Origin of the sequence: Bacillus cereus group sp. BfR-BA-01382 (assembly GCF_022663475.1) — a bacterium.
In the GTDB taxonomy this organism is placed as follows: domain Bacteria; phylum Bacillota; class Bacilli; order Bacillales; family Bacillaceae_G; genus Bacillus_A; species Bacillus_A thuringiensis_S.
The window spans coordinates 1-15,874 of the sequence record NZ_JAKUFQ010000115.1; the positions used below are offsets into that span (position 1 = coordinate 1).

Sequence of the window (15,874 nt, forward strand, 5' to 3'; positions counted from 1 at the left end):
ATTAAGGAGGAATTAATGATGGAATACGTTGATTTTGAACAGCTAATAGGGGATACAGTGAAGGAAGGGGATAAGGTATGGATTTGCGATTATCGTCATAATAATATTTTAGAATCGCCAATCCGTCATGTACCACCTCAAGAAGTGGTAATAGTTGATAATGATAAGTTACCAAAAAACAAAACAGTCTATTATTCATCTTATCACTTTCGACCAATTGGTAAAAAAGGAAAACCATTAAGCAAAATCATTGCTCCATATGATAATACTGGTTATCGTTCCGTTACAGGAACATCCTTAAATGTTTTCTTTACAGAAGAAGAGTGTAGAAAGTGCTATAAGGAGCAATGTGAAGCAATTAAAGAACAAATCGAATACGAAAAGAAACGTGTGGAAAAGAGCATGAACTTAAAAATGGAGGATGTTAATAAAGAAATGTTAGAACATTGCTAATCCAGTTTATAAAAAGGAATGATTACTTTGAAAAAAGAAACATTAGAGCGAATGAATACTTTACTTGCAGAAAAAGTCATGGGCTTTAAATGGGGAAGAGATGAGATTTTCCAAAAAGAAGGTTGGGTTCAAGGAGAAAAGAAAAATAAATGTACCTTTGTTAGTTCATTTAACCCATCAACAAACATTGAACATGCTTGGATGGTAGCTAATCAATTAACAAAGGACAATGGACTTATCCAAAATGGAAAGCTTGTAAGGGAGTTAGATTCATTTGATTTAACTTTTGACCAAAATATATGGACCAGTGAGTTCTCTATCACGTCATCGAAAGGTTATTGGAAAGTAGAGGCGAAAACACCAGAATTAGCGATTTCATTATCTGCCTTAGTTTTTGCAGGGGTAGGCATTACGGAGTTTCAGAAAGAAATGAAAGAGGAATGATTATAATCATTCCTCTTTTTCTTGCAATGATTGTTTATGTTCGTTAAACATTCTCATCCATAGGACGAACGCCCCAAAATTGGAAGTTATACTGATGAATATGAATATTGAAAAAACAAATACATTTAAATTTAGTATATTGGATAGCAAAAGAAATATAAAACCCACAATTGTTAGTAAATAGTTTAACATATATTTTTGTTCCATATAATTACCTCCTTTTATTTACATATTATATCTTTATATTATTTTATACAATATATATAATGTTATTCATCATAAAGAAATATGTAAATTTTATTTTACTTAAAGAAAAATAATTGTTATACTATAGTCAATGAAATCCGGAAGAGGTGTTTGTATGAAACGAAAAGAAATAGAGATTTTCGCTTCTGTCTACGCTACATCAGATGAGTCCGATGAAGTGTATGTAAAAATGGATGATTGTCCGATTCAAAGACAAGAAGGCAAGATGAATTCGATTGCAATGAAGGAAGAGGACACTTATGAGTTGTGTGTATGTTTTCAAGCTTTAAGTGGCAGAGGATTAAAAAGAAACATTTGTCCTCATTTTCAAGGGTGTAAACAAGTACAGCGAAATAAACAAAAGAGAATAAAGATTTTTTGTTCTGCTTTAGAAAATAAATAAACGTAATAGAAACGATAAAGAGAAGGAGAGAGAGTCATGGTTGATATGTTATCTGTAGTTAAAAAGGAATTTCCAGAACTATTTACAAAAAAGGGGATTGTAAGAAAAACTGAGCCTAAACGTTATAAATGTCAGTGTGGAAATACATTTAACAAAGTACAACGCTATAACATGGGTGGTCTGGGATTTGGAATTCCAGTATGTAGTGCGTGTGGTAAGAGAGCCGAGAAATCAGTTGTGAACAAAATTTGGTCGAGATTAATTAATCATCAAATTGAACAAGAGGATTTCATTTTAAATGCTGTAATGAATAATCCTTCTATTTCCAAGGAACAATTAAATTCTTTGCTTAATGAGAAATTTGCTACAAAAACAAATGCATTAGGTCATTTAGCTTATTTTGGATACCTTTCAGTAGATAAAGAAAAAAGAGATACTTTGAATATTATTGAATACAAAGTTAATAGTGAAAAAGATTTGGTACATCGTTACGAAAAACTATGATTTCAATCTACTAATAGGGAGTTTTTAACATGGAAGAAAGAGAAAATTTGATTATTAAGGTAACTTTTTTTAAAGAAAGCGGAAAGTATTATACTCACGGAAAAGTGAATATTGGAAAAGCACGTTTATGGCAAGGTGATGATAGTTTCAAGCAAGCTATTGTAGATAATCAAACAATGCTAACAGATAGTTGGATTGGGAATATGCATGTCGTTACAGAAGATTTACCAGAGCATGATTCAGACCCTAATTATAGAGAGTTTTCATCTGCGTTAATTCTTGCTCATGAATTTAGAGGAATGAAACGAACAGTAAAGCCTAAGGGGTGATTAGGAAATGCAAATAAAAGCAGGTCAAATAGTAGATGTTGTGATTGCAGAGGATGAAAAAAAGCGAGGATTTGTTATTGGTTGGGATGCGGAGTGGATTTATGTAGAGTTCTTCGAGGAAAACGACATAAAAACAACTTTAGATAAAATCATACCAACGAATTATATATTACAGTCCTGCCATTGGTGTAGTGGCACAGGAACTTATCGAGAGCATGTAAGTGATAGTAGATTGCCATGTCCAGATTGTAGTGGTAAAGGGCGTGTAGTTGTTGATATGAAAGTAGAAGGTGATGTAGGTGAAAAGTAAAAGATTTATTTATGCCATATTAAGTACATGTTTTTGCATGTTCCTGTTATCAGCATGTGACCCACCAGAAACAGACCCACAATTAAAGGTGGAAAAAGATAATAGCACTCATGAAGAAAAAGAACAAGAAAATGAAAAATTTACAATCAAGAAAATAAATGAAAGTATAAAAATTCTTACGGATAAAGAAAGAGGAGAAGAATACATAATCTATTATGATGAGTGGGAAAATAGAGCAACAATGACTCATCGAGAAGGACAAAAGAAATAATACATAGAGGAGATATGGAATAATGACCGAGAAAACTCAAATCAAAAAAGATTTTGAATCAATGATGTCTAATATGTTGCAAGCACTCGCAAATAGTACAAATAACGAAATGGTTCGTAAATACAATAATGAAATTCAAACAACAATTTTAAAATATGAAAAGTTTTTAAAAGACCCATCTACGTTTGACTCCCTTATCAATCATGAGCTTAGTGAAATCTTAGATGTGTGTGTACTTAATCTATATCCTGAATTAGAGGGCAATTCTTTTTATCGCATGTCTTTCTTATATCAACACTATCAATTTATTGAACTTCATTTAGAAAACTTTATTGAACAAGCTGAAGGCTCTCCATGTAGTACAGACAAAGTAAAATGGATTATAGAGAATTATAGAGCGTTTATCATTTCTGAAGAGATTCCTACATTTAACGTTGACAAAAAAGACTGGTGGAAACCTAAGTTTGGCACAGGGGAGCAATGGATGAACTTATGTAATGCATTACAAGATTTATATTATGGAAAGCCGATTAAGTATTTAGAATCTATCCAAGCTTTAATGGAGGAATTGGAGAAGAATAAAGTAGCAGAACAGGAGGATGAAAGATGATTAAAAAAGCGGAATTAAAATCTCCCTATGTTTTAGATGCGAAATTAACAGATGATGAAAGAGAACTGATTCAATACTATATAACTTGTGCCATACAGGAAAGGGTTAAACCACACAGAGCAACACACTATGATGGTGTGCTCACAGGAATCGTGCAATCTTTACAACTCCTTGGTCGGAAAGATATTTTAGACTTGATTGAGATGGAATTTCCCTATCAGGATGAATTAAATTAATTATTTTATATAAAGAAAAGGTGCATGAATATGATTGATGAAAAAAAGGAATCTGTCATTGATTGGATATGGACAAGGTATGGAAAATGCTCAGATAGTTTTATGTATCATCTTATAGAAATAGATTTACCGTTTCTTAATCTAAGTGAGAAGGTAAGAAATAAAGAGAAGAAGAGTATCATAATGGATACAGAAGAAATGAAGAAGCAGTTTATAGAAGAGATAGATTATATAAAAAGAACAGAGGGAAAGACCTGAATAAGGTCGTGTGAAAAATGATAGATTCAAAAAGAAAAGAAGTTATAAGTTCTGTATGGTTAGTGTATGGACATTATTCAGGTAATTTTTTAGAAGAATTACCTGTGTTAGAACCACCATGGATTTCCGTAAAAAAGGATTTAAGACTTAAGCAAAGTACAAGTGACAAAATTGATGTGGATAAAATAAAAGAGTATTTCATGCAAGAATTAGCTGAAATAAGAAACATGGAGGATAAAAATGAATAAACCTGCAATTCCTTTATTTGTGCATCAGTATTTTAAAAGTAATCTTATTTTTTCTCAGGAAGGTATGGAGAGTAAAGTAACTCTTGCTAACTACATTTTAGACAAAGTTGTAAATGATGACAGTAGTTCTCTTGCTACAGATGTATATTTATGGCTAAGAAAAAAGGGAAATCTAACTGCTTTTGCAAATGCAATTGAATTAGGTTACACCTTATCGAATGAGTCTTTGAATGTAGAGTTTAATACAGATACAGAATCGACTTATCAAGGCATACAGGCAATTGCCCGAATGGAAACCCATTGGATGATGCCTGTCTCTGATGATAGAAGTCATGCTTATAAAATTATCAATGGTTTGTTATATGCATTAAAGATTGAAACAAAAGAAGAGATAGAAACTCTGACTTCATTTAATTGGTTATATAATGCAGAATTTGTAGATTATGACCCGAAAAATAAACCGAAATATATTTTAGTTTCTTCGAATGAAGATAAGTTAAAAGAGTTTCAAAGATTCGGTATCTATAACTTAGATATTGAAAAAGGGCGAGATATTCAAGAAGTCAATCATCCTTCAGTATCTGTAGTTGCTATGTATAAATCTATAGAAGCAGGTACAATGAGAATTATAGAGGACGCTGCTCTATACATTGAGGGCGAAGATGTAGGAGTAAATGTCAAATGGCTTTTAGACAACATAAGTAAATATGAAGGTAAAACAGCAACTTGGAAAGTTTGTTTGACCGCAAATGATGGAAATCGAATTTATCTATATGAAGGAGCGGTACATGGAAGAATTGTGAATAACAAACCTGTAAAAGAAGCTTTCGGATTTGACAATTATTTTATTCCTGATGGTGCGTCAAAAACTCTTTATGAATTAGAAAAACAGGGAAGTAAAGATGGATTTTCTGCACGTAGAAAAGCAATAGATATGTTTTTAAACGAAATTCCTTGTTTAGTTGTTCCAATTGCTCAGATTAAGCCGTGGGAAGGAAACTATCAAAATACAAATAAATAGTAAGAAGAAAGAGACACAAAAATACATTGTGTCTCTTTTTGTAAAAATTAATTGACTAAAAGGTAGTAAATGAATTATAATATCAACTATAGTCAATAGAATGGAGATGATACAGATGTTATCTGTAAATTTAAAAAATAGATTTGTAAAAGATTTTTCTTTACCAATTAAAGTGTTTCAAGAGCCGTATTTCTCGTATTATTTAGAGTTATATGATGAAACACATCAAACAAAGAGAAAATATAATATGTTCAAGGACGCTGTTGAAAGACATGGTGGAGAACGTGGATTTATGGATTATTACAATCAATTAAAAGATAAAGTATCTAACACAATTAAACAAACAAATGCATTTGATATTTTCAATAAAGACAGATTAGAAGAATATGATGTACAAAAACATTCATTTTTAAAACAGAATATCTATCAAAAAGAAAATGTAGGCAAAGTATTTGTTTCTGTGGATTTAAAAACAGCTAATTTTCAGGCTTTAAAACATTACGATAACGCTCTTGTTTTAGGAATGGATTCTTATGAAGATTTAATGAGAGTATTTACAGATGAAAAGTATTTCATCCAATCAAAATACCTTCGACAGGTTATCTTTGGTAATTTAAATCCTAAGAAGCAAGTAAAAATTGAAGAGTATCTTACTTACGCTGTTCTTCAAGTATTTCTACAAGAAGGTGTGTGCAAAGAAGAAGAAGTAAGGCTGTTTTCGAAGGATGAGATTGTCTTTGAAATCCCAAAAGAAAAAGCTATGAACTTTAACGGAAGTGCAATGGAATCATTTATTGGAGATTGGTTTGAAAATAAGATTCTTGCTAAGGTTACAGTATTCGAATTGGTTCCCGCAGGTAAATATTTTGCAAAACATTTTGTAGAGTATGCAATGGGCTATTCAAATGAATATGAATTTGTCTGTGTTCCAAGTATCGAATTCCCTCAAATCTATAAAGATTTTTATAATATGCCATTGAATGATAAGGATTTAGTTTTTTATCACGAGGGTCGATTAGCTACATTTTTAGAGCCGAATAGAAGCAATGAACAGTCTGCGTAAGTCAGAAAGAAATAAAGGTGATAGAAAACGATTTATGATGGAGAACAGTCAGTATTGGCTGTTTCTCACATCTTCTATCTCTTTATGTATGCTATTCATATCTACTCACAAAAAAGAGATAGCTTTATTCTCATGTTTTATTCTATTATTTTCTGTATCCATTAGTATTGTAGTCAGTAAATATGAAGTTTTACAAAAGAAAATGATTATGAAATGGGTAGTAGATGTTCAGACTGAATCGTGTGCTTCTGTTCTTGCGATTGTACTAATAAGCGAATATTTGAAAAGAGACACACATTCTGCAACGTTCATATCATTTCTTATCTTTGTTACTTTTGTTACATATGAAATAAGTATATTTTTCGTAAATAAGTTCATTTTAAATAAATTTACATAGAAGGATGGCAATAAAAAATGAATATGTCCAGAAACAAAGCATATGTTACAACGAAAGAATTAGTAATTTCAGTGATTCTTCCCTTAATACCTCTTGCTATTCTATATTTTCTACCTTTCTTTCAGGGGATTTCTAAATTCATTTGGGCAGTTATAGGAATGAATGCTTTAGTTGTATTTGGTTCATTCGCTCTTGGCTCGATTAAAAACAAAGACTTTCGATATAACGTTTTTTCTTTTCAACAAAAAGTGTTAGCTTGCTTACTTGGTCTTTTAATTGTAATGAATGTAAACGTAGGTGTTAACAAAGAGATACTGAAAGCATCCATTTTTTTATTCTTTAGTATTGACGTTATCACCGTTTTACCAGGAGTATTGTTATTTGCTCCAAAAGAAGATGATGAAAGCAAAGATAAAAACTTGAAGTAAATGTATAGAGAAAGGTGTATTAGATATATGGACGGAAGATATTTCGGAATTCTAAATAAACAGGATAATAAAATGGTATTAATATATAATACCTACTGTTCATTCAGTCTCACTGAAGCATTATATGGCTTATCGTATGAAAGGGTATGTTTAATGGATAAAGTAGTAAAAATGATTTCAGAGGAACAAGCAAATACGTATAAGGAAATGCAGATTCCTGTTTTATCCTTTGTTTAAGAGCAAATTCGTTTGCTCTTTTTTTATTGAACAAGCTCGAACCGTTTTAGTATATAGCCCCAATGAATATATTAGTAGACTAAAAATATATGAAAGGGGAGAATGAAGTGAAAAAGAAAGACGTTGTGCAATCAGAAAATAAGACTGATAAAGAAATGGAATCGAGTAAGAAAGGGAAAAGGAAGTTGTTTTTATGGCTATGGCTTTTTCCTCCGTATGGGATTTATATTCTTTATAAAGAAAGAAGAATTCATCCCGCATTAACAACTATATTTGCAGTTCTACTTCTATGTATGATAGGTCTATCTGTAGACATGGTGTTAAACCCAAATAGAGTACATGATGAGAAAGCAAAAGAAGTCATGACGGAATTTATCGGTAAGAATGCAGAATTGAACATGGGGGACTTTAGAGATAATAAAAGAGAAGGGACAGTTCATGTAAATAAAAAGAACTTAGACCTATATAAACTATACACAACAAAAGGCGTTTATTTTGTGTATCTAACATCTTCAAACGGATTAGAATATCAAATACAAGAAATTGAACAGGCATTTCCAAATAGAAAAGAAATTTATAAAAAAGATAAAGGAATAGAGATATATCCTGAAAATATACTTCAAATCAATAAGGAGAAAGAGAAGTATGGTGAATATAAATCTATAGAAAGTTCTAATTCAGATAATGAGCAGGTTATTACTACAACAAAAGGAACCTATCAATTCTTTACTCGTTTTCAACAAGTCGTGAAAGTGGTCGAAATAAAAGGGGAAGAAAAGAAGAATGTATTTACAAAGAATGCAAAACCAGATTTTTCAAAACGAACAGGAAAATATGTATTAAAAAATAAAGATAAAATTGGGGATGTAAAAGAATTGAGTGTTTATAGCATAGAGGCAGATAAACAAATATTTGACTTTACTACATCAAAAGGATTATATCGTATTCAAGAATTCTATGACGGAAGAGTTATCTTGATGGAAGGTACGGAAGAAAAGCATGATGAATCAATAAAAAAATGAGCCACTTAGGGCTCATTTTTTATATAGCTTCATTTAATTCTTTTTCCTTTTGAGGTGCATCTTCTTTTATGTTTAAATCTTCTAAAGATAAATCAAAATGTTTACAGAAATGATTTCTCATAGAAGTTAAACGTTTCTTTACATTTTGGGCACTTGCTGAACCAGACTGGCAAGCAATTCTATAATCTTCAGGCGTATTTTCAAAGAATGCCTCGGCCCAATCTCCGAATTTGATAGGAGTTACTTTGTTATTTAAGTTGTTATTAATAACATCTAATGACAAAATCACAAGCATTGGAACGTTAACTTTCTTTAAAAACTTTTGCTTTTTAGGGAATGCTTCATTTAGGTAAAAAATTGCATTATCTAAGGTGCTTTTTAGTCTTGCTTTTAAATCTTCACTTTTTAATTTATCAATAAATGGTTGCATTTCACGTTTGTTTAAACCACTGTTAGGTTCATAAATTAGTTTTAAGATTTGAAGTACAATTTCTTGGTCCGTATATCTTTTTCTTGCACCTGCTGTAATATTGATTTTATATTGGAAAAATGGGAAATCTGTAATTCTCTTTAAGAAAGAAATGATACGATTTCCTAAGACCGCTCTTGTCACCTCAATTGTGCGTAAAGCCACACCATTATTTAATCTGAAGAATAATTCTTCGATTTGTTGTTCATTTAAGTTTTCAGAAATGGAGAAATCAAATTTGTATTTCTTAATAGTTGATTGGAATTCCTCAGATAAATCTTCGAAAGTTAAACCTGCTATTTTTTCTCCATCAACTAATGGGGTATTCTTATCTAAAACTAAGTCCCCTTGCATAAATGAAAATAAAGTAGTTAACCTTTGTTTTCCATCTAATACGCTTAACATGTCATTATCTTTAATAGCTACGATAGGTGGGATATAATAGTTTGATAGAATAGAATGAATTAATAAAGATGCCCTCTTGTTATCCCAGATATTTTCTTTTCTTTGAATGGCTAAATCAAAATTCAATTTACGAGTTTTGTAACGTTTTAATAATCTCTCTGAATCGAAATTACTCTTTTTATTGAAGCTTACTGCTTTGTCTTGATTCATATAATCACCTCATCCTTTCGTCCTTAATTATTTATTCTGAGAACATGAATTTTATGATAAAAACTTTGATTTTCTGTGAGTTCAGTATACAACTTTTTAAAAATAAAAGAAAGACTTGATTCAACCGCTTATTTGACTATAGTTAGTTTTAAATTTTAGATTTTTCTGTTGAAAGAGATTCTTAAAAAAGATAAAATAAGATAGAAAACATATAAAAAGGGAGGTTGTAAAGTGAAGGGAATAGAATGGATTAATGAGAAAATACCTGATTTACTAAAAGAGAACAACCTTTCCTATGAATGGGTAAATAATACGGATGGAATTTGTATTCATGTTAGTCAATATCCATATTTGTTCCAATTGAAATGTGATGAACAATTGGGATGGAATGTTTATTTAGAAATGAAAAATGAAGTCGTGTTAGAATATCCAGAAGCAGATGAATTGTATTATGAAATACAACGATATATAGAAGACATAAACTTTCATTATTATGATTTAGATGATTTAATTCTTCCGAAAATGGAATTTGAAATGAATTTAATGGATGATATATTAAGACCATATAAAGACCGTATAAAGGAAACAACAAGAGATAAGGTAACATATTCTATCAAATGCTGTGATATAGATGACAAAACGCCATCAATGGAAATTAAGTACTCTATAGCATTGGATATTTGGACAATGAAAATAGAGAATTTCTTTGAAGGAAATAATATGAATGATGATTTGTTTGAATTGTATGATGAAGTAAATAGACATGTACAATCTTTAAATAAAAGAGAAGATTTATTCTTCTTTTAGAAAGACAATGCTTTTAGCGTTGTCTTTCTGTTGTTTTACTTTGTTTTTTATTGCTTTGATATATAGCATCTATACATTCTTCGCAAAACTTGTGTCTTTTTTGTGCCATTCCTATCGTTGAAAAATCTCCGCTGAATTCATTTTTGCATTTTATACAATGTACTTTTTTTAATATTGGTCTCATGGACATTATTATCACCTCTTTTTAAATCCATATATTATAGATTAAATGACCCTTTTTTACTACATAATGATTGAACCTAAGACTTTATGAAACAAAATTAAAATGAATAGAATACATAGATAGAATTTAAACAAGGTAACTGAAAGGAGTTTTATTAAAATGAGTGATTATATAACGATAGTAAAAGGAGATTTGTTACAGGCGACGGAAGATATTATTTGCCATCAAGTAAACGCTCAAGGTGTAATGGGAGCAGGATTAGCAACAGAAATAAAAAAACAATACCCAGAGGCATTTGAAAGGTATAGAGAATTATGTTTACGGGAGAACAAAGGAAAGCATTTATTAGGGACTTGTCAAATCGTAAAAAGCAAAGATAAGTACATTGCGAATATATTTGGGCAACATAAATTTGGTAGAAATGGCGTATTTACTGAAATGGATGCATTGAAAAAAGCTTTTTATTCATTAAAGATTCGGGCTCAAAAACATAATTTATCCGTGGCCATACCTTTCAAATTTGGATGTGGATTAGCAGGGGGAGATTGGAATGAAGTGTTTAAATTGATTGAAGAAACATTTCGGGATTATCCCGTTACAATCTATATCAAAGAAGATTAATTTCTATTGACTATAGTTAATGAAAATGTTATCATAAGGATGTAAAGTTCTTAATGATTCGCACACAAAGTACAGTCATGCTTTGCGTGTGAGTTCTAACGTCAAGTAAATATAATCCTGGGAAAGGTGCCGATATGTATCGGCACTTTTTTTATAGGCAATAGGAGTGAAATACAAATGGATATTGTTCAAATTGTAAAAGAAATTGAATCAGAAACAAAAGAAGCATTAGTAGAAAAAATGGTGGGGAAGAAGTTTGCAGATGGAGAGTTTCCAAATGAATTAATGCAACTAACAACAGAGATAATTGTGAATTCAGTTTTGTCTAACCTGTCCACACAAAGTTTTAATTTAAAGCCAATTCGCCAAGGTCATATTTTCTTAATTACAGCTACAGATGAATTTGACAACACAGTTGTTGATGTTATGTACATAACCCGATATGAAAATGAAAATCCTTTAGACTTTGAAATAGAAGATGTGAATGTAGCAGTAAAAGAATACGTGTTTAAAAAAGCAGTAGAGGAAATAGAAGCAGAAAAGAATAAAGATAAAGAATTAAACCAATGATAAACAACTCGTTTTATTGACTATAGTTAATATAAAATGTAAAATTTAATTATAGAAAATAGAAATGGGTGATGAGTAATGAAAATTATTTCGGATAAAAATATCGTTGAGAGACAGGAACTATTGAAACAATTAGAAATGAAAGTAGGAACAAGCATTAGGCTTAACGATGTATATAAAGACCTTAATCCTTCATTTGTTACAAATGTTCAAGATATTGTAGAGCATAAGCTTGTAACATACTCGCAAGAAGATATTGATTCAGAACAGTTTTTACATGCCTATGTAAATGATTATAAAAATGAATATGCACTTGTCATTGGACTGGCTATAAATGGTCAAGATTACATTAAAATTATCTATAAGACTGAGAAACAAAAGGAAGAACTTCTTCTTACATCTGTTGATGTAGTCGTTAAAGATATTGCTCTTCAATAGTGTGGTGGATTTCCATCACACTTATTTTGTATAAGTAGGAGGTGTACATACAATGAAAAAGAAATGGATGAAATATATGATGGTTTTCATGTCATTGCTCATGTTATTCGGCATATTTGCGGGAATTGCAATGCAGATAAAACAAGGATTATAAGATTGGTTGGGAATGATGGAGGTAAATGGTGTGGGGCACCTATTAAGCGAAATTATATTATGGGCTGTAAAGATATTTTTTGTACTATTATTAATACGTATATGTGGTAATGCTTTTGAAAATAAAATTGTGGCAACTGTCTTTACGATAAGTGTTTTTGCGTTATATATAATACTCTTTCATGCTATAGATGGAGATTTAAAAAAAGAGAAAATAATGGAGAATGAACGAATTAAGTATATAAATACTGAAGTTTATAAAAACCCAATGTAAATAGATGAGGGGTCATGACCGTTATAGAAAGTTATTGAACCTATTGAGTTGAATATTTAGAAACAGGAAATTCAAAACCCCTCCGAAACATAAACCTATATAAATTGAAATTCAGTAAAAAGTATATATGCTTATAACATTTTAACTTTTACAAGAGAACGGGGATATTTATAACCGTTTTTAACAAAACCATTGAAATGAAAAGGAGGATAGAATGAAAAGACCGTGCAATGATGACATAAATAAGAAAAACAATACCGTTAGTAGATATTTGGTACGATTTTAGATGGGATAGAACACTACCTAAAAATCTTGTTGTTCCGCAGGGTATAACAATGCACCATGTTCCTTTCGATGATGGAAACTTGATAGTTGCAGAAAAAGTATGGATTCAATGTTTTGACGAGATTCTTTTATATAAAGAACAAGGAAAAAGAGTTCTTGTATCTTGTTATGAGGGTGTTTCAAGGTCAGCGGTATTGTGTTTATGGTTAGTGTGTCATGAATTAGGGGACTATGAAATGGCCATGAATCACATGTGAAGAGTTGTAGGAATATATATCCGCATAAGGAATTTAGACCGTTTTTGAAGCGTTTAAAAGAAATGTATCTATCAATTGAAAAATGAAATAAAAAACCACAAAGGACTATGCTTGGTGGTTTTTACTTTTTTAAGTTCATTCTTTTGTAAACTTTGTTTCCTTAATTTTTGTAAGAAGTGTTATCGTATCTTCAATTTCATCGTAGCTCTCCAATAGAATACCATCTCCAAGTTTGGTTCTTAAAACAAATATATTACCTCCTTCTATATCTACACTCATTCTGTCTTTTCCTTTATAAAATTGAAGTGTGCAATCTTTCTCAACCATGTGATTATGTTCACTCATATTAACACCCCTGTATAGAATTTTAAATTTATTACGCTACATGTTTTCGTTCAACTTAAATATCTATTTTGTAAGTATACTTTAAATCTTTATTACTATATACCTAAAAAACTTTTAATTATTAATCGTATCGTGAGTTTCTTCGCTTCTCTTTTCGCTTTACGAATCATTCTTTTAACTCGTTTTATACCAGATTTAATTAAATAAAAGACAACTCCTATAATTAATCCATATACTAAGATTTTTAAATCAAATAAATTGATAAAATCAGTAATTGTGTGCCAGTTAATATTCATGTGTTAGCCTCTCCTTAATAATCAATCATTTTGATTACCTGTTTTTTATAATTCAATTATTATATTCAATTTCAAGATTTTTAATTTCGAAAAAAGTTCAAAAATATGTATCTAAAAGGGGATTAATTTGAATGGTAGATAAGTAAGATAAAACAAAAAGGGGATGATTGAAATGACTCACTATAAAAGAGCTGTTCAGGAGGCGAAGGTTGCATGTCCTTATATAAACCCTAAAGTCAGAAGATTTAATAAATATATAGTTTTTGTATTGGATTCTGGTTCAAGTAGAACAATATCAAATCCACTATATAAAGAACCATCTATTCAAGAGATTGAAGAATTTGAAATAAAGAGAATGGAGTTTATCTATCATTATTTAGGACAAGAGTATCAATGTACAGATTATGCTTACAGATATTTAAAAGAAAATAAAATTTTGAAAGACTTCATTGAAAACAAAGTATATAAGTAAACAAGGGCGAGAGATTAGAATCTTGCTCTTGTTTTGTTTGTATCTCGTTATTTAATACTGTTTATTAGAAGCTTCAATCTTAGCTCCTTCTTCCTCTAATTTGTGTAAAAAATCCATCAAATCTGCTTCCCAACATTTTTTCAATTCCATTAAAAAGAAATGTATTGATAGATGAACAAAAGCAATGGATAACGTTATCATTAATGAGATTTTGATAGTTTCTATATTAATCATTTCGCTTCACTCCTTTTTATTAGTAGATTCCTATATATAGTATGTTATCAATGAATATTATTTACAATAGTTGTTAGGTATTAGATTGTTTTAAGGGTTTATCTGGTTTTGTTATTGACTATAGTTAATAAAATTGTTATTGTTTTTGTAAAGGCATATGTAGAATAAAGGAGATGGTAGATATGCTTGTAAATCCAATTTTTTCAGGAAGCACATTATGTTCTTCATTCGCATATGAATCGCCTATGAAGAAAATGAATAACAAGGACGATGTTCTTAAAAAATTACGAAACGAAGACTTTCGTATTGATTCTACAAATGATGAGGAAATTAGATTTTCTTGTAAAGAATATAAATTCTTACTTTCTATGAAGAGTAATCAAATAAAAGTTCTTACCACTGCTAATAGCGAATTTGAAAAGTGTTTAATTAATTTCTTAGAGGATACACTCCGAAAATTGTTTCGGAATGAAAAAATATATATATGAATCGAAAGGAGATGAAAAAGATGGAGAACAAAAAATATCAGATTAAAGAGCCAGTATATACAATAGGGAACAAAGAAATGTGGGAAAAAGAAGGACCAGTTCACGCATGTAGATTATGTGGTAGATATTTTGATAAAGATGAGAAATATTACCGAATTAACAATCCTGTGTTAGGTGGCTATTTTCTTGTTCATTACGATGAGTGGAATGATTTTGTGAGTGATTGCAAAAAGGAAGAAGATGTAGCCGTAAAATTATTATACAAAAAGAAACCAAGAACGAGTAATGCCACAAAGCCAAACGTAGAATTAGCAGATAAGATGAAGAAAATACTTGAGAGACGAGGGTTTTATATCGTTAGTGATACACGTAATAAAATCACGTTTAGGCTACATAAGCGAAAGAGAGTATTAGGAACATTTGTTTACGATAAGAGATATATTCGTATTACAAACAAAAGTGACAATATGAATGGTATGCTATCCAGGCATTTATTTGTTCAAAGTTTGATGAATGAATTATTGGGAACAGATGAAGATTTTGTGAAGGATGTAAATAACAAAGTTAAAGAGATATTTGGTTAAAGGGGTATTATAAATGATTAAATTCAATTATTTCGATGAAGAGAGTAATAGAATGGTTTCTTGGAGTGAGTTATGTTCCAATGAGAATTTTGAAATTAGAGCATTCGAAGATGGATTGTTTTTATTTGACATGAGTCGAAGAGATGAGTGTGGATACGAATATGAAATGAAAGGGACATTCTATTTATTTTCAGGTAAAAAAGATATGCATAATCGAGAAATTTATGATGGACACCTTATGCATGTTAAAGGGCATTCTGTTCCCTTTATTGTAACGTTACAAGAGGGTTCATTTATGTTAG

At 30.4% G+C, this 15,874-nt stretch carries 30 protein-coding genes; 25 read left to right on the forward strand and 5 right to left on the reverse strand.

Going from position 1 to position 15,874, the window contains the following annotated elements:
• From MR160_RS28550 to MR160_RS28625, 16 genes are all read left to right on the forward strand, one after another.
• Positions 1–453, forward strand: a 453-nt coding sequence (locus MR160_RS28550; RefSeq protein WP_255805658.1) for a hypothetical protein, incomplete at its 5' end; no start/stop codon positions are given.
• Positions 454–471: 18 nt separating this feature from the next.
• Positions 472–897, forward strand: coding sequence for a BC1872 family protein (locus MR160_RS28555; RefSeq protein WP_242298721.1), 426 nt, complete (start codon positions 472–474; stop codon positions 895–897).
• Positions 898–1,258: 361 nt separating this feature from the next.
• Positions 1,259–1,546 carry a hypothetical protein gene (locus MR160_RS28560; protein WP_242298723.1) on the forward strand — a complete coding sequence of 96 codons (288 nt, stop codon included), beginning with the start codon at positions 1,259–1,261 and terminating at the stop codon, positions 1,544–1,546.
• A gap of 36 nt (positions 1,547–1,582) precedes the next feature.
• Positions 1,583–2,050 carry a hypothetical protein gene (locus MR160_RS28565; RefSeq protein WP_242298725.1) on the forward strand — a complete coding sequence of 156 codons (468 nt, stop codon included), beginning with the start codon at positions 1,583–1,585 and terminating at the stop codon, positions 2,048–2,050.
• Between the two features lie 29 nt (positions 2,051–2,079).
• The gene (locus MR160_RS28570; protein ID WP_242298727.1) at positions 2,080–2,379 is read left to right on the forward strand and encodes a hypothetical protein; all 300 of its coding nucleotides are present in this window, start codon (positions 2,080–2,082) and stop codon (positions 2,377–2,379) included.
• 7 nt (positions 2,380–2,386) lie between these two features.
• Positions 2,387–2,689, forward strand: coding sequence for a hypothetical protein (locus MR160_RS28575; RefSeq protein ID WP_242298729.1), 303 nt, complete (start codon positions 2,387–2,389; stop codon positions 2,687–2,689).
• Positions 2,679–2,960: a hypothetical protein gene (locus tag MR160_RS28580; protein ID WP_242298731.1), complete on the forward strand. Its 282-nt coding sequence runs from the start codon at positions 2,679–2,681 to the stop codon at positions 2,958–2,960. Before MR160_RS28575 ends, MR160_RS28580 begins: the two co-directional genes overlap by 11 nt.
• A 22-nt stretch (positions 2,961–2,982) precedes the next feature.
• Complete coding sequence (locus MR160_RS28585) at positions 2,983–3,570, forward strand: hypothetical protein (protein WP_242298733.1); 588 nt, start codon at positions 2,983–2,985, stop codon at positions 3,568–3,570.
• A complete protein-coding gene (locus MR160_RS28590) occupies positions 3,567–3,806 on the forward strand; it encodes a hypothetical protein (protein WP_242298734.1) in 240 nt (79 codons plus the stop codon). The genes MR160_RS28585 and MR160_RS28590 overlap by 4 nt, the downstream gene beginning before the upstream one ends.
• Before the next feature lie 30 nt (positions 3,807–3,836).
• Positions 3,837–4,064, forward strand: coding sequence for a hypothetical protein (locus tag MR160_RS28595; RefSeq protein WP_242298736.1), 228 nt, complete (start codon positions 3,837–3,839; stop codon positions 4,062–4,064).
• Between the two features lie 17 nt (positions 4,065–4,081).
• Positions 4,082–4,312, forward strand: coding sequence for a Panacea domain-containing protein (locus tag MR160_RS28600; protein WP_242298738.1), 231 nt, complete (start codon positions 4,082–4,084; stop codon positions 4,310–4,312).
• Entirely contained in the window at positions 4,305–5,333 is a 1,029-nt protein-coding gene (locus tag MR160_RS28605; protein ID WP_242298740.1) for a non-canonical purine NTP pyrophosphatase, read from the forward strand. The genes MR160_RS28600 and MR160_RS28605 overlap by 8 nt, the downstream gene beginning before the upstream one ends.
• Before the next feature lie 115 nt (positions 5,334–5,448).
• Positions 5,449–6,396, forward strand: a complete 948-nt coding sequence (locus MR160_RS28610) for a hypothetical protein (RefSeq protein WP_242298742.1) — start codon at positions 5,449–5,451, stop codon at positions 6,394–6,396.
• A gap of 414 nt (positions 6,397–6,810) precedes the next feature.
• Positions 6,811–7,221, forward strand: coding sequence for a hypothetical protein (locus MR160_RS28615; RefSeq protein ID WP_061662657.1), 411 nt, complete (start codon positions 6,811–6,813; stop codon positions 7,219–7,221).
• Between the two features lie 27 nt (positions 7,222–7,248).
• Complete coding sequence (locus tag MR160_RS28620) at positions 7,249–7,458, forward strand: hypothetical protein (protein ID WP_242298744.1); 210 nt, start codon at positions 7,249–7,251, stop codon at positions 7,456–7,458.
• A gap of 107 nt (positions 7,459–7,565) precedes the next feature.
• Complete coding sequence (locus MR160_RS28625) at positions 7,566–8,480, forward strand: hypothetical protein (protein WP_242298746.1); 915 nt, start codon at positions 7,566–7,568, stop codon at positions 8,478–8,480.
• Positions 8,481–8,499: 19 nt separating this feature from the next.
• Here the strand turns inward: MR160_RS28625 and MR160_RS28630 are convergent, their stop codons facing one another.
• Positions 8,500–9,564: a DUF262 domain-containing protein gene (locus MR160_RS28630; protein WP_001070769.1), complete on the reverse strand. Its 1,065-nt coding sequence runs from the start codon at positions 9,562–9,564 to the stop codon at positions 8,500–8,502.
• Positions 9,565–9,795: 231 nt separating this feature from the next.
• Between MR160_RS28630 and MR160_RS28635 the strand changes: the two genes are divergently transcribed.
• Complete coding sequence (locus tag MR160_RS28635) at positions 9,796–10,371, forward strand: hypothetical protein (protein ID WP_242298747.1); 576 nt, start codon at positions 9,796–9,798, stop codon at positions 10,369–10,371.
• Positions 10,372–10,384: 13 nt separating this feature from the next.
• Here the strand turns inward: MR160_RS28635 and MR160_RS28640 are convergent, their stop codons facing one another.
• Positions 10,385–10,561 carry a hypothetical protein gene (locus tag MR160_RS28640; RefSeq protein WP_242298749.1) on the reverse strand — a complete coding sequence of 59 codons (177 nt, stop codon included), beginning with the start codon at positions 10,559–10,561 and terminating at the stop codon, positions 10,385–10,387.
• A 153-nt stretch (positions 10,562–10,714) separates the two neighbouring features.
• On the opposite strand from MR160_RS28640, the gene MR160_RS28645 reads away from it, so the two are divergent.
• The 4 genes from MR160_RS28645 to MR160_RS28660 all read left to right on the forward strand — a co-directional run bounded on the left by MR160_RS28645 (position 10,715) and on the right by MR160_RS28660 (position 12,611).
• The gene (locus MR160_RS28645; protein WP_242298751.1) at positions 10,715–11,176 is read left to right on the forward strand and encodes a macro domain-containing protein; all 462 of its coding nucleotides are present in this window, start codon (positions 10,715–10,717) and stop codon (positions 11,174–11,176) included.
• Between the two features lie 177 nt (positions 11,177–11,353).
• A complete protein-coding gene (locus MR160_RS28650; protein ID WP_061662650.1) occupies positions 11,354–11,746 on the forward strand; it encodes a hypothetical protein in 393 nt (130 codons plus the stop codon).
• Between the two features lie 78 nt (positions 11,747–11,824).
• The gene (locus MR160_RS28655) at positions 11,825–12,184 is read left to right on the forward strand and encodes a hypothetical protein (protein WP_242298752.1); all 360 of its coding nucleotides are present in this window, start codon (positions 11,825–11,827) and stop codon (positions 12,182–12,184) included.
• Positions 12,185–12,368: 184 nt separating this feature from the next.
• Complete coding sequence (locus MR160_RS28660) at positions 12,369–12,611, forward strand: hypothetical protein (RefSeq protein WP_242298753.1); 243 nt, start codon at positions 12,369–12,371, stop codon at positions 12,609–12,611.
• A gap of 677 nt (positions 12,612–13,288) precedes the next feature.
• Here MR160_RS28660 and MR160_RS28665 read toward each other — a convergent pair.
• Positions 13,289–13,498 carry a hypothetical protein gene (locus MR160_RS28665; protein WP_001289225.1) on the reverse strand — a complete coding sequence of 70 codons (210 nt, stop codon included), beginning with the start codon at positions 13,496–13,498 and terminating at the stop codon, positions 13,289–13,291.
• A gap of 95 nt (positions 13,499–13,593) precedes the next feature.
• Complete coding sequence (locus MR160_RS28670; protein ID WP_242298761.1) at positions 13,594–13,794, reverse strand: hypothetical protein; 201 nt, start codon at positions 13,792–13,794, stop codon at positions 13,594–13,596.
• Positions 13,795–13,966: 172 nt separating this feature from the next.
• Between MR160_RS28670 and MR160_RS28675 the strand changes: the two genes are divergently transcribed.
• Positions 13,967–14,266, forward strand: coding sequence for a hypothetical protein (locus MR160_RS28675; RefSeq protein ID WP_242298763.1), 300 nt, complete (start codon positions 13,967–13,969; stop codon positions 14,264–14,266).
• Positions 14,267–14,317: 51 nt separating this feature from the next.
• On the opposite strand, the gene MR160_RS28680 is transcribed toward MR160_RS28675, so the two are convergent.
• On the reverse strand, positions 14,318–14,500 hold the full coding sequence (locus tag MR160_RS28680) for a hypothetical protein (protein ID WP_000608114.1): 183 nt from the start codon (positions 14,498–14,500) through the stop codon (positions 14,318–14,320).
• Between the two features lie 182 nt (positions 14,501–14,682).
• On the opposite strand from MR160_RS28680, the gene MR160_RS28685 reads away from it, so the two are divergent.
• The 3 genes from MR160_RS28685 to MR160_RS28695 form a co-directional block, all read left to right on the forward strand.
• Positions 14,683–14,988 carry a hypothetical protein gene (locus MR160_RS28685; RefSeq protein ID WP_242298765.1) on the forward strand — a complete coding sequence of 102 codons (306 nt, stop codon included), beginning with the start codon at positions 14,683–14,685 and terminating at the stop codon, positions 14,986–14,988.
• 20 nt (positions 14,989–15,008) lie between these two features.
• Positions 15,009–15,572: a hypothetical protein gene (locus MR160_RS28690; protein ID WP_242298767.1), complete on the forward strand. Its 564-nt coding sequence runs from the start codon at positions 15,009–15,011 to the stop codon at positions 15,570–15,572.
• A gap of 13 nt (positions 15,573–15,585) precedes the next feature.
• Positions 15,586–15,874: YopX family protein (locus tag MR160_RS28695; protein ID WP_242298769.1), on the forward strand; the 289-nt coding region annotated here is incomplete at its 3' end.

What these genes read in the sequence shown, in the direction of transcription:
- MR160_RS28555 (WP_242298721.1), top strand. Translation starts at nt 472, where the DNA reads ATGATTACTTTGAAAAAAGAAACATTAGAGCGAATGAATACTTTACTT.
- MR160_RS28560 (WP_242298723.1), top strand. Translation starts at nt 1,259, where the DNA reads ATGAAACGAAAAGAAATAGAGATTTTCGCTTCTGTCTACGCTACATCA.
- MR160_RS28565 (WP_242298725.1), top strand. Translation starts at nt 1,583, where the DNA reads ATGGTTGATATGTTATCTGTAGTTAAAAAGGAATTTCCAGAACTATTT.
- MR160_RS28570 (WP_242298727.1), top strand. Translation starts at nt 2,080, where the DNA reads ATGGAAGAAAGAGAAAATTTGATTATTAAGGTAACTTTTTTTAAAGAA.
- MR160_RS28575 (WP_242298729.1), top strand. Translation starts at nt 2,387, where the DNA reads ATGCAAATAAAAGCAGGTCAAATAGTAGATGTTGTGATTGCAGAGGAT.
- MR160_RS28585 (WP_242298733.1), top strand. Translation starts at nt 2,983, where the DNA reads ATGACCGAGAAAACTCAAATCAAAAAAGATTTTGAATCAATGATGTCT.
- MR160_RS28590 (WP_242298734.1), top strand. Translation starts at nt 3,567, where the DNA reads ATGATTAAAAAAGCGGAATTAAAATCTCCCTATGTTTTAGATGCGAAA.
- MR160_RS28595 (WP_242298736.1), top strand. Translation starts at nt 3,837, where the DNA reads ATGATTGATGAAAAAAAGGAATCTGTCATTGATTGGATATGGACAAGG.
- MR160_RS28600 (WP_242298738.1), top strand. Translation starts at nt 4,082, where the DNA reads ATGATAGATTCAAAAAGAAAAGAAGTTATAAGTTCTGTATGGTTAGTG.
- MR160_RS28605 (WP_242298740.1), top strand. Translation starts at nt 4,305, where the DNA reads ATGAATAAACCTGCAATTCCTTTATTTGTGCATCAGTATTTTAAAAGT.
- MR160_RS28610 (WP_242298742.1), top strand. Translation starts at nt 5,449, where the DNA reads ATGTTATCTGTAAATTTAAAAAATAGATTTGTAAAAGATTTTTCTTTA.
- MR160_RS28615 (WP_061662657.1), top strand. Translation starts at nt 6,811, where the DNA reads ATGAATATGTCCAGAAACAAAGCATATGTTACAACGAAAGAATTAGTA.
- MR160_RS28620 (WP_242298744.1), top strand. Translation starts at nt 7,249, where the DNA reads ATGGACGGAAGATATTTCGGAATTCTAAATAAACAGGATAATAAAATG.
- MR160_RS28630 (WP_001070769.1), bottom strand. Translation starts at nt 9,564, where the DNA reads ATGAATCAAGACAAAGCAGTAAGCTTCAATAAAAAGAGTAATTTCGAT.
- MR160_RS28640 (WP_242298749.1), bottom strand. Translation starts at nt 10,561, where the DNA reads ATGTCCATGAGACCAATATTAAAAAAAGTACATTGTATAAAATGCAAA.
- MR160_RS28645 (WP_242298751.1), top strand. Translation starts at nt 10,715, where the DNA reads ATGAGTGATTATATAACGATAGTAAAAGGAGATTTGTTACAGGCGACG.
- MR160_RS28650 (WP_061662650.1), top strand. Translation starts at nt 11,354, where the DNA reads ATGGATATTGTTCAAATTGTAAAAGAAATTGAATCAGAAACAAAAGAA.
- MR160_RS28655 (WP_242298752.1), top strand. Translation starts at nt 11,825, where the DNA reads ATGAAAATTATTTCGGATAAAAATATCGTTGAGAGACAGGAACTATTG.
- MR160_RS28665 (WP_001289225.1), bottom strand. Translation starts at nt 13,498, where the DNA reads ATGAGTGAACATAATCACATGGTTGAGAAAGATTGCACACTTCAATTT.
- MR160_RS28670 (WP_242298761.1), bottom strand. Translation starts at nt 13,794, where the DNA reads ATGAATATTAACTGGCACACAATTACTGATTTTATCAATTTATTTGAT.
- MR160_RS28675 (WP_242298763.1), top strand. Translation starts at nt 13,967, where the DNA reads ATGACTCACTATAAAAGAGCTGTTCAGGAGGCGAAGGTTGCATGTCCT.
- MR160_RS28680 (WP_000608114.1), bottom strand. Translation starts at nt 14,500, where the DNA reads ATGATTAATATAGAAACTATCAAAATCTCATTAATGATAACGTTATCC.
- MR160_RS28685 (WP_242298765.1), top strand. Translation starts at nt 14,683, where the DNA reads ATGCTTGTAAATCCAATTTTTTCAGGAAGCACATTATGTTCTTCATTC.
- MR160_RS28690 (WP_242298767.1), top strand. Translation starts at nt 15,009, where the DNA reads ATGGAGAACAAAAAATATCAGATTAAAGAGCCAGTATATACAATAGGG.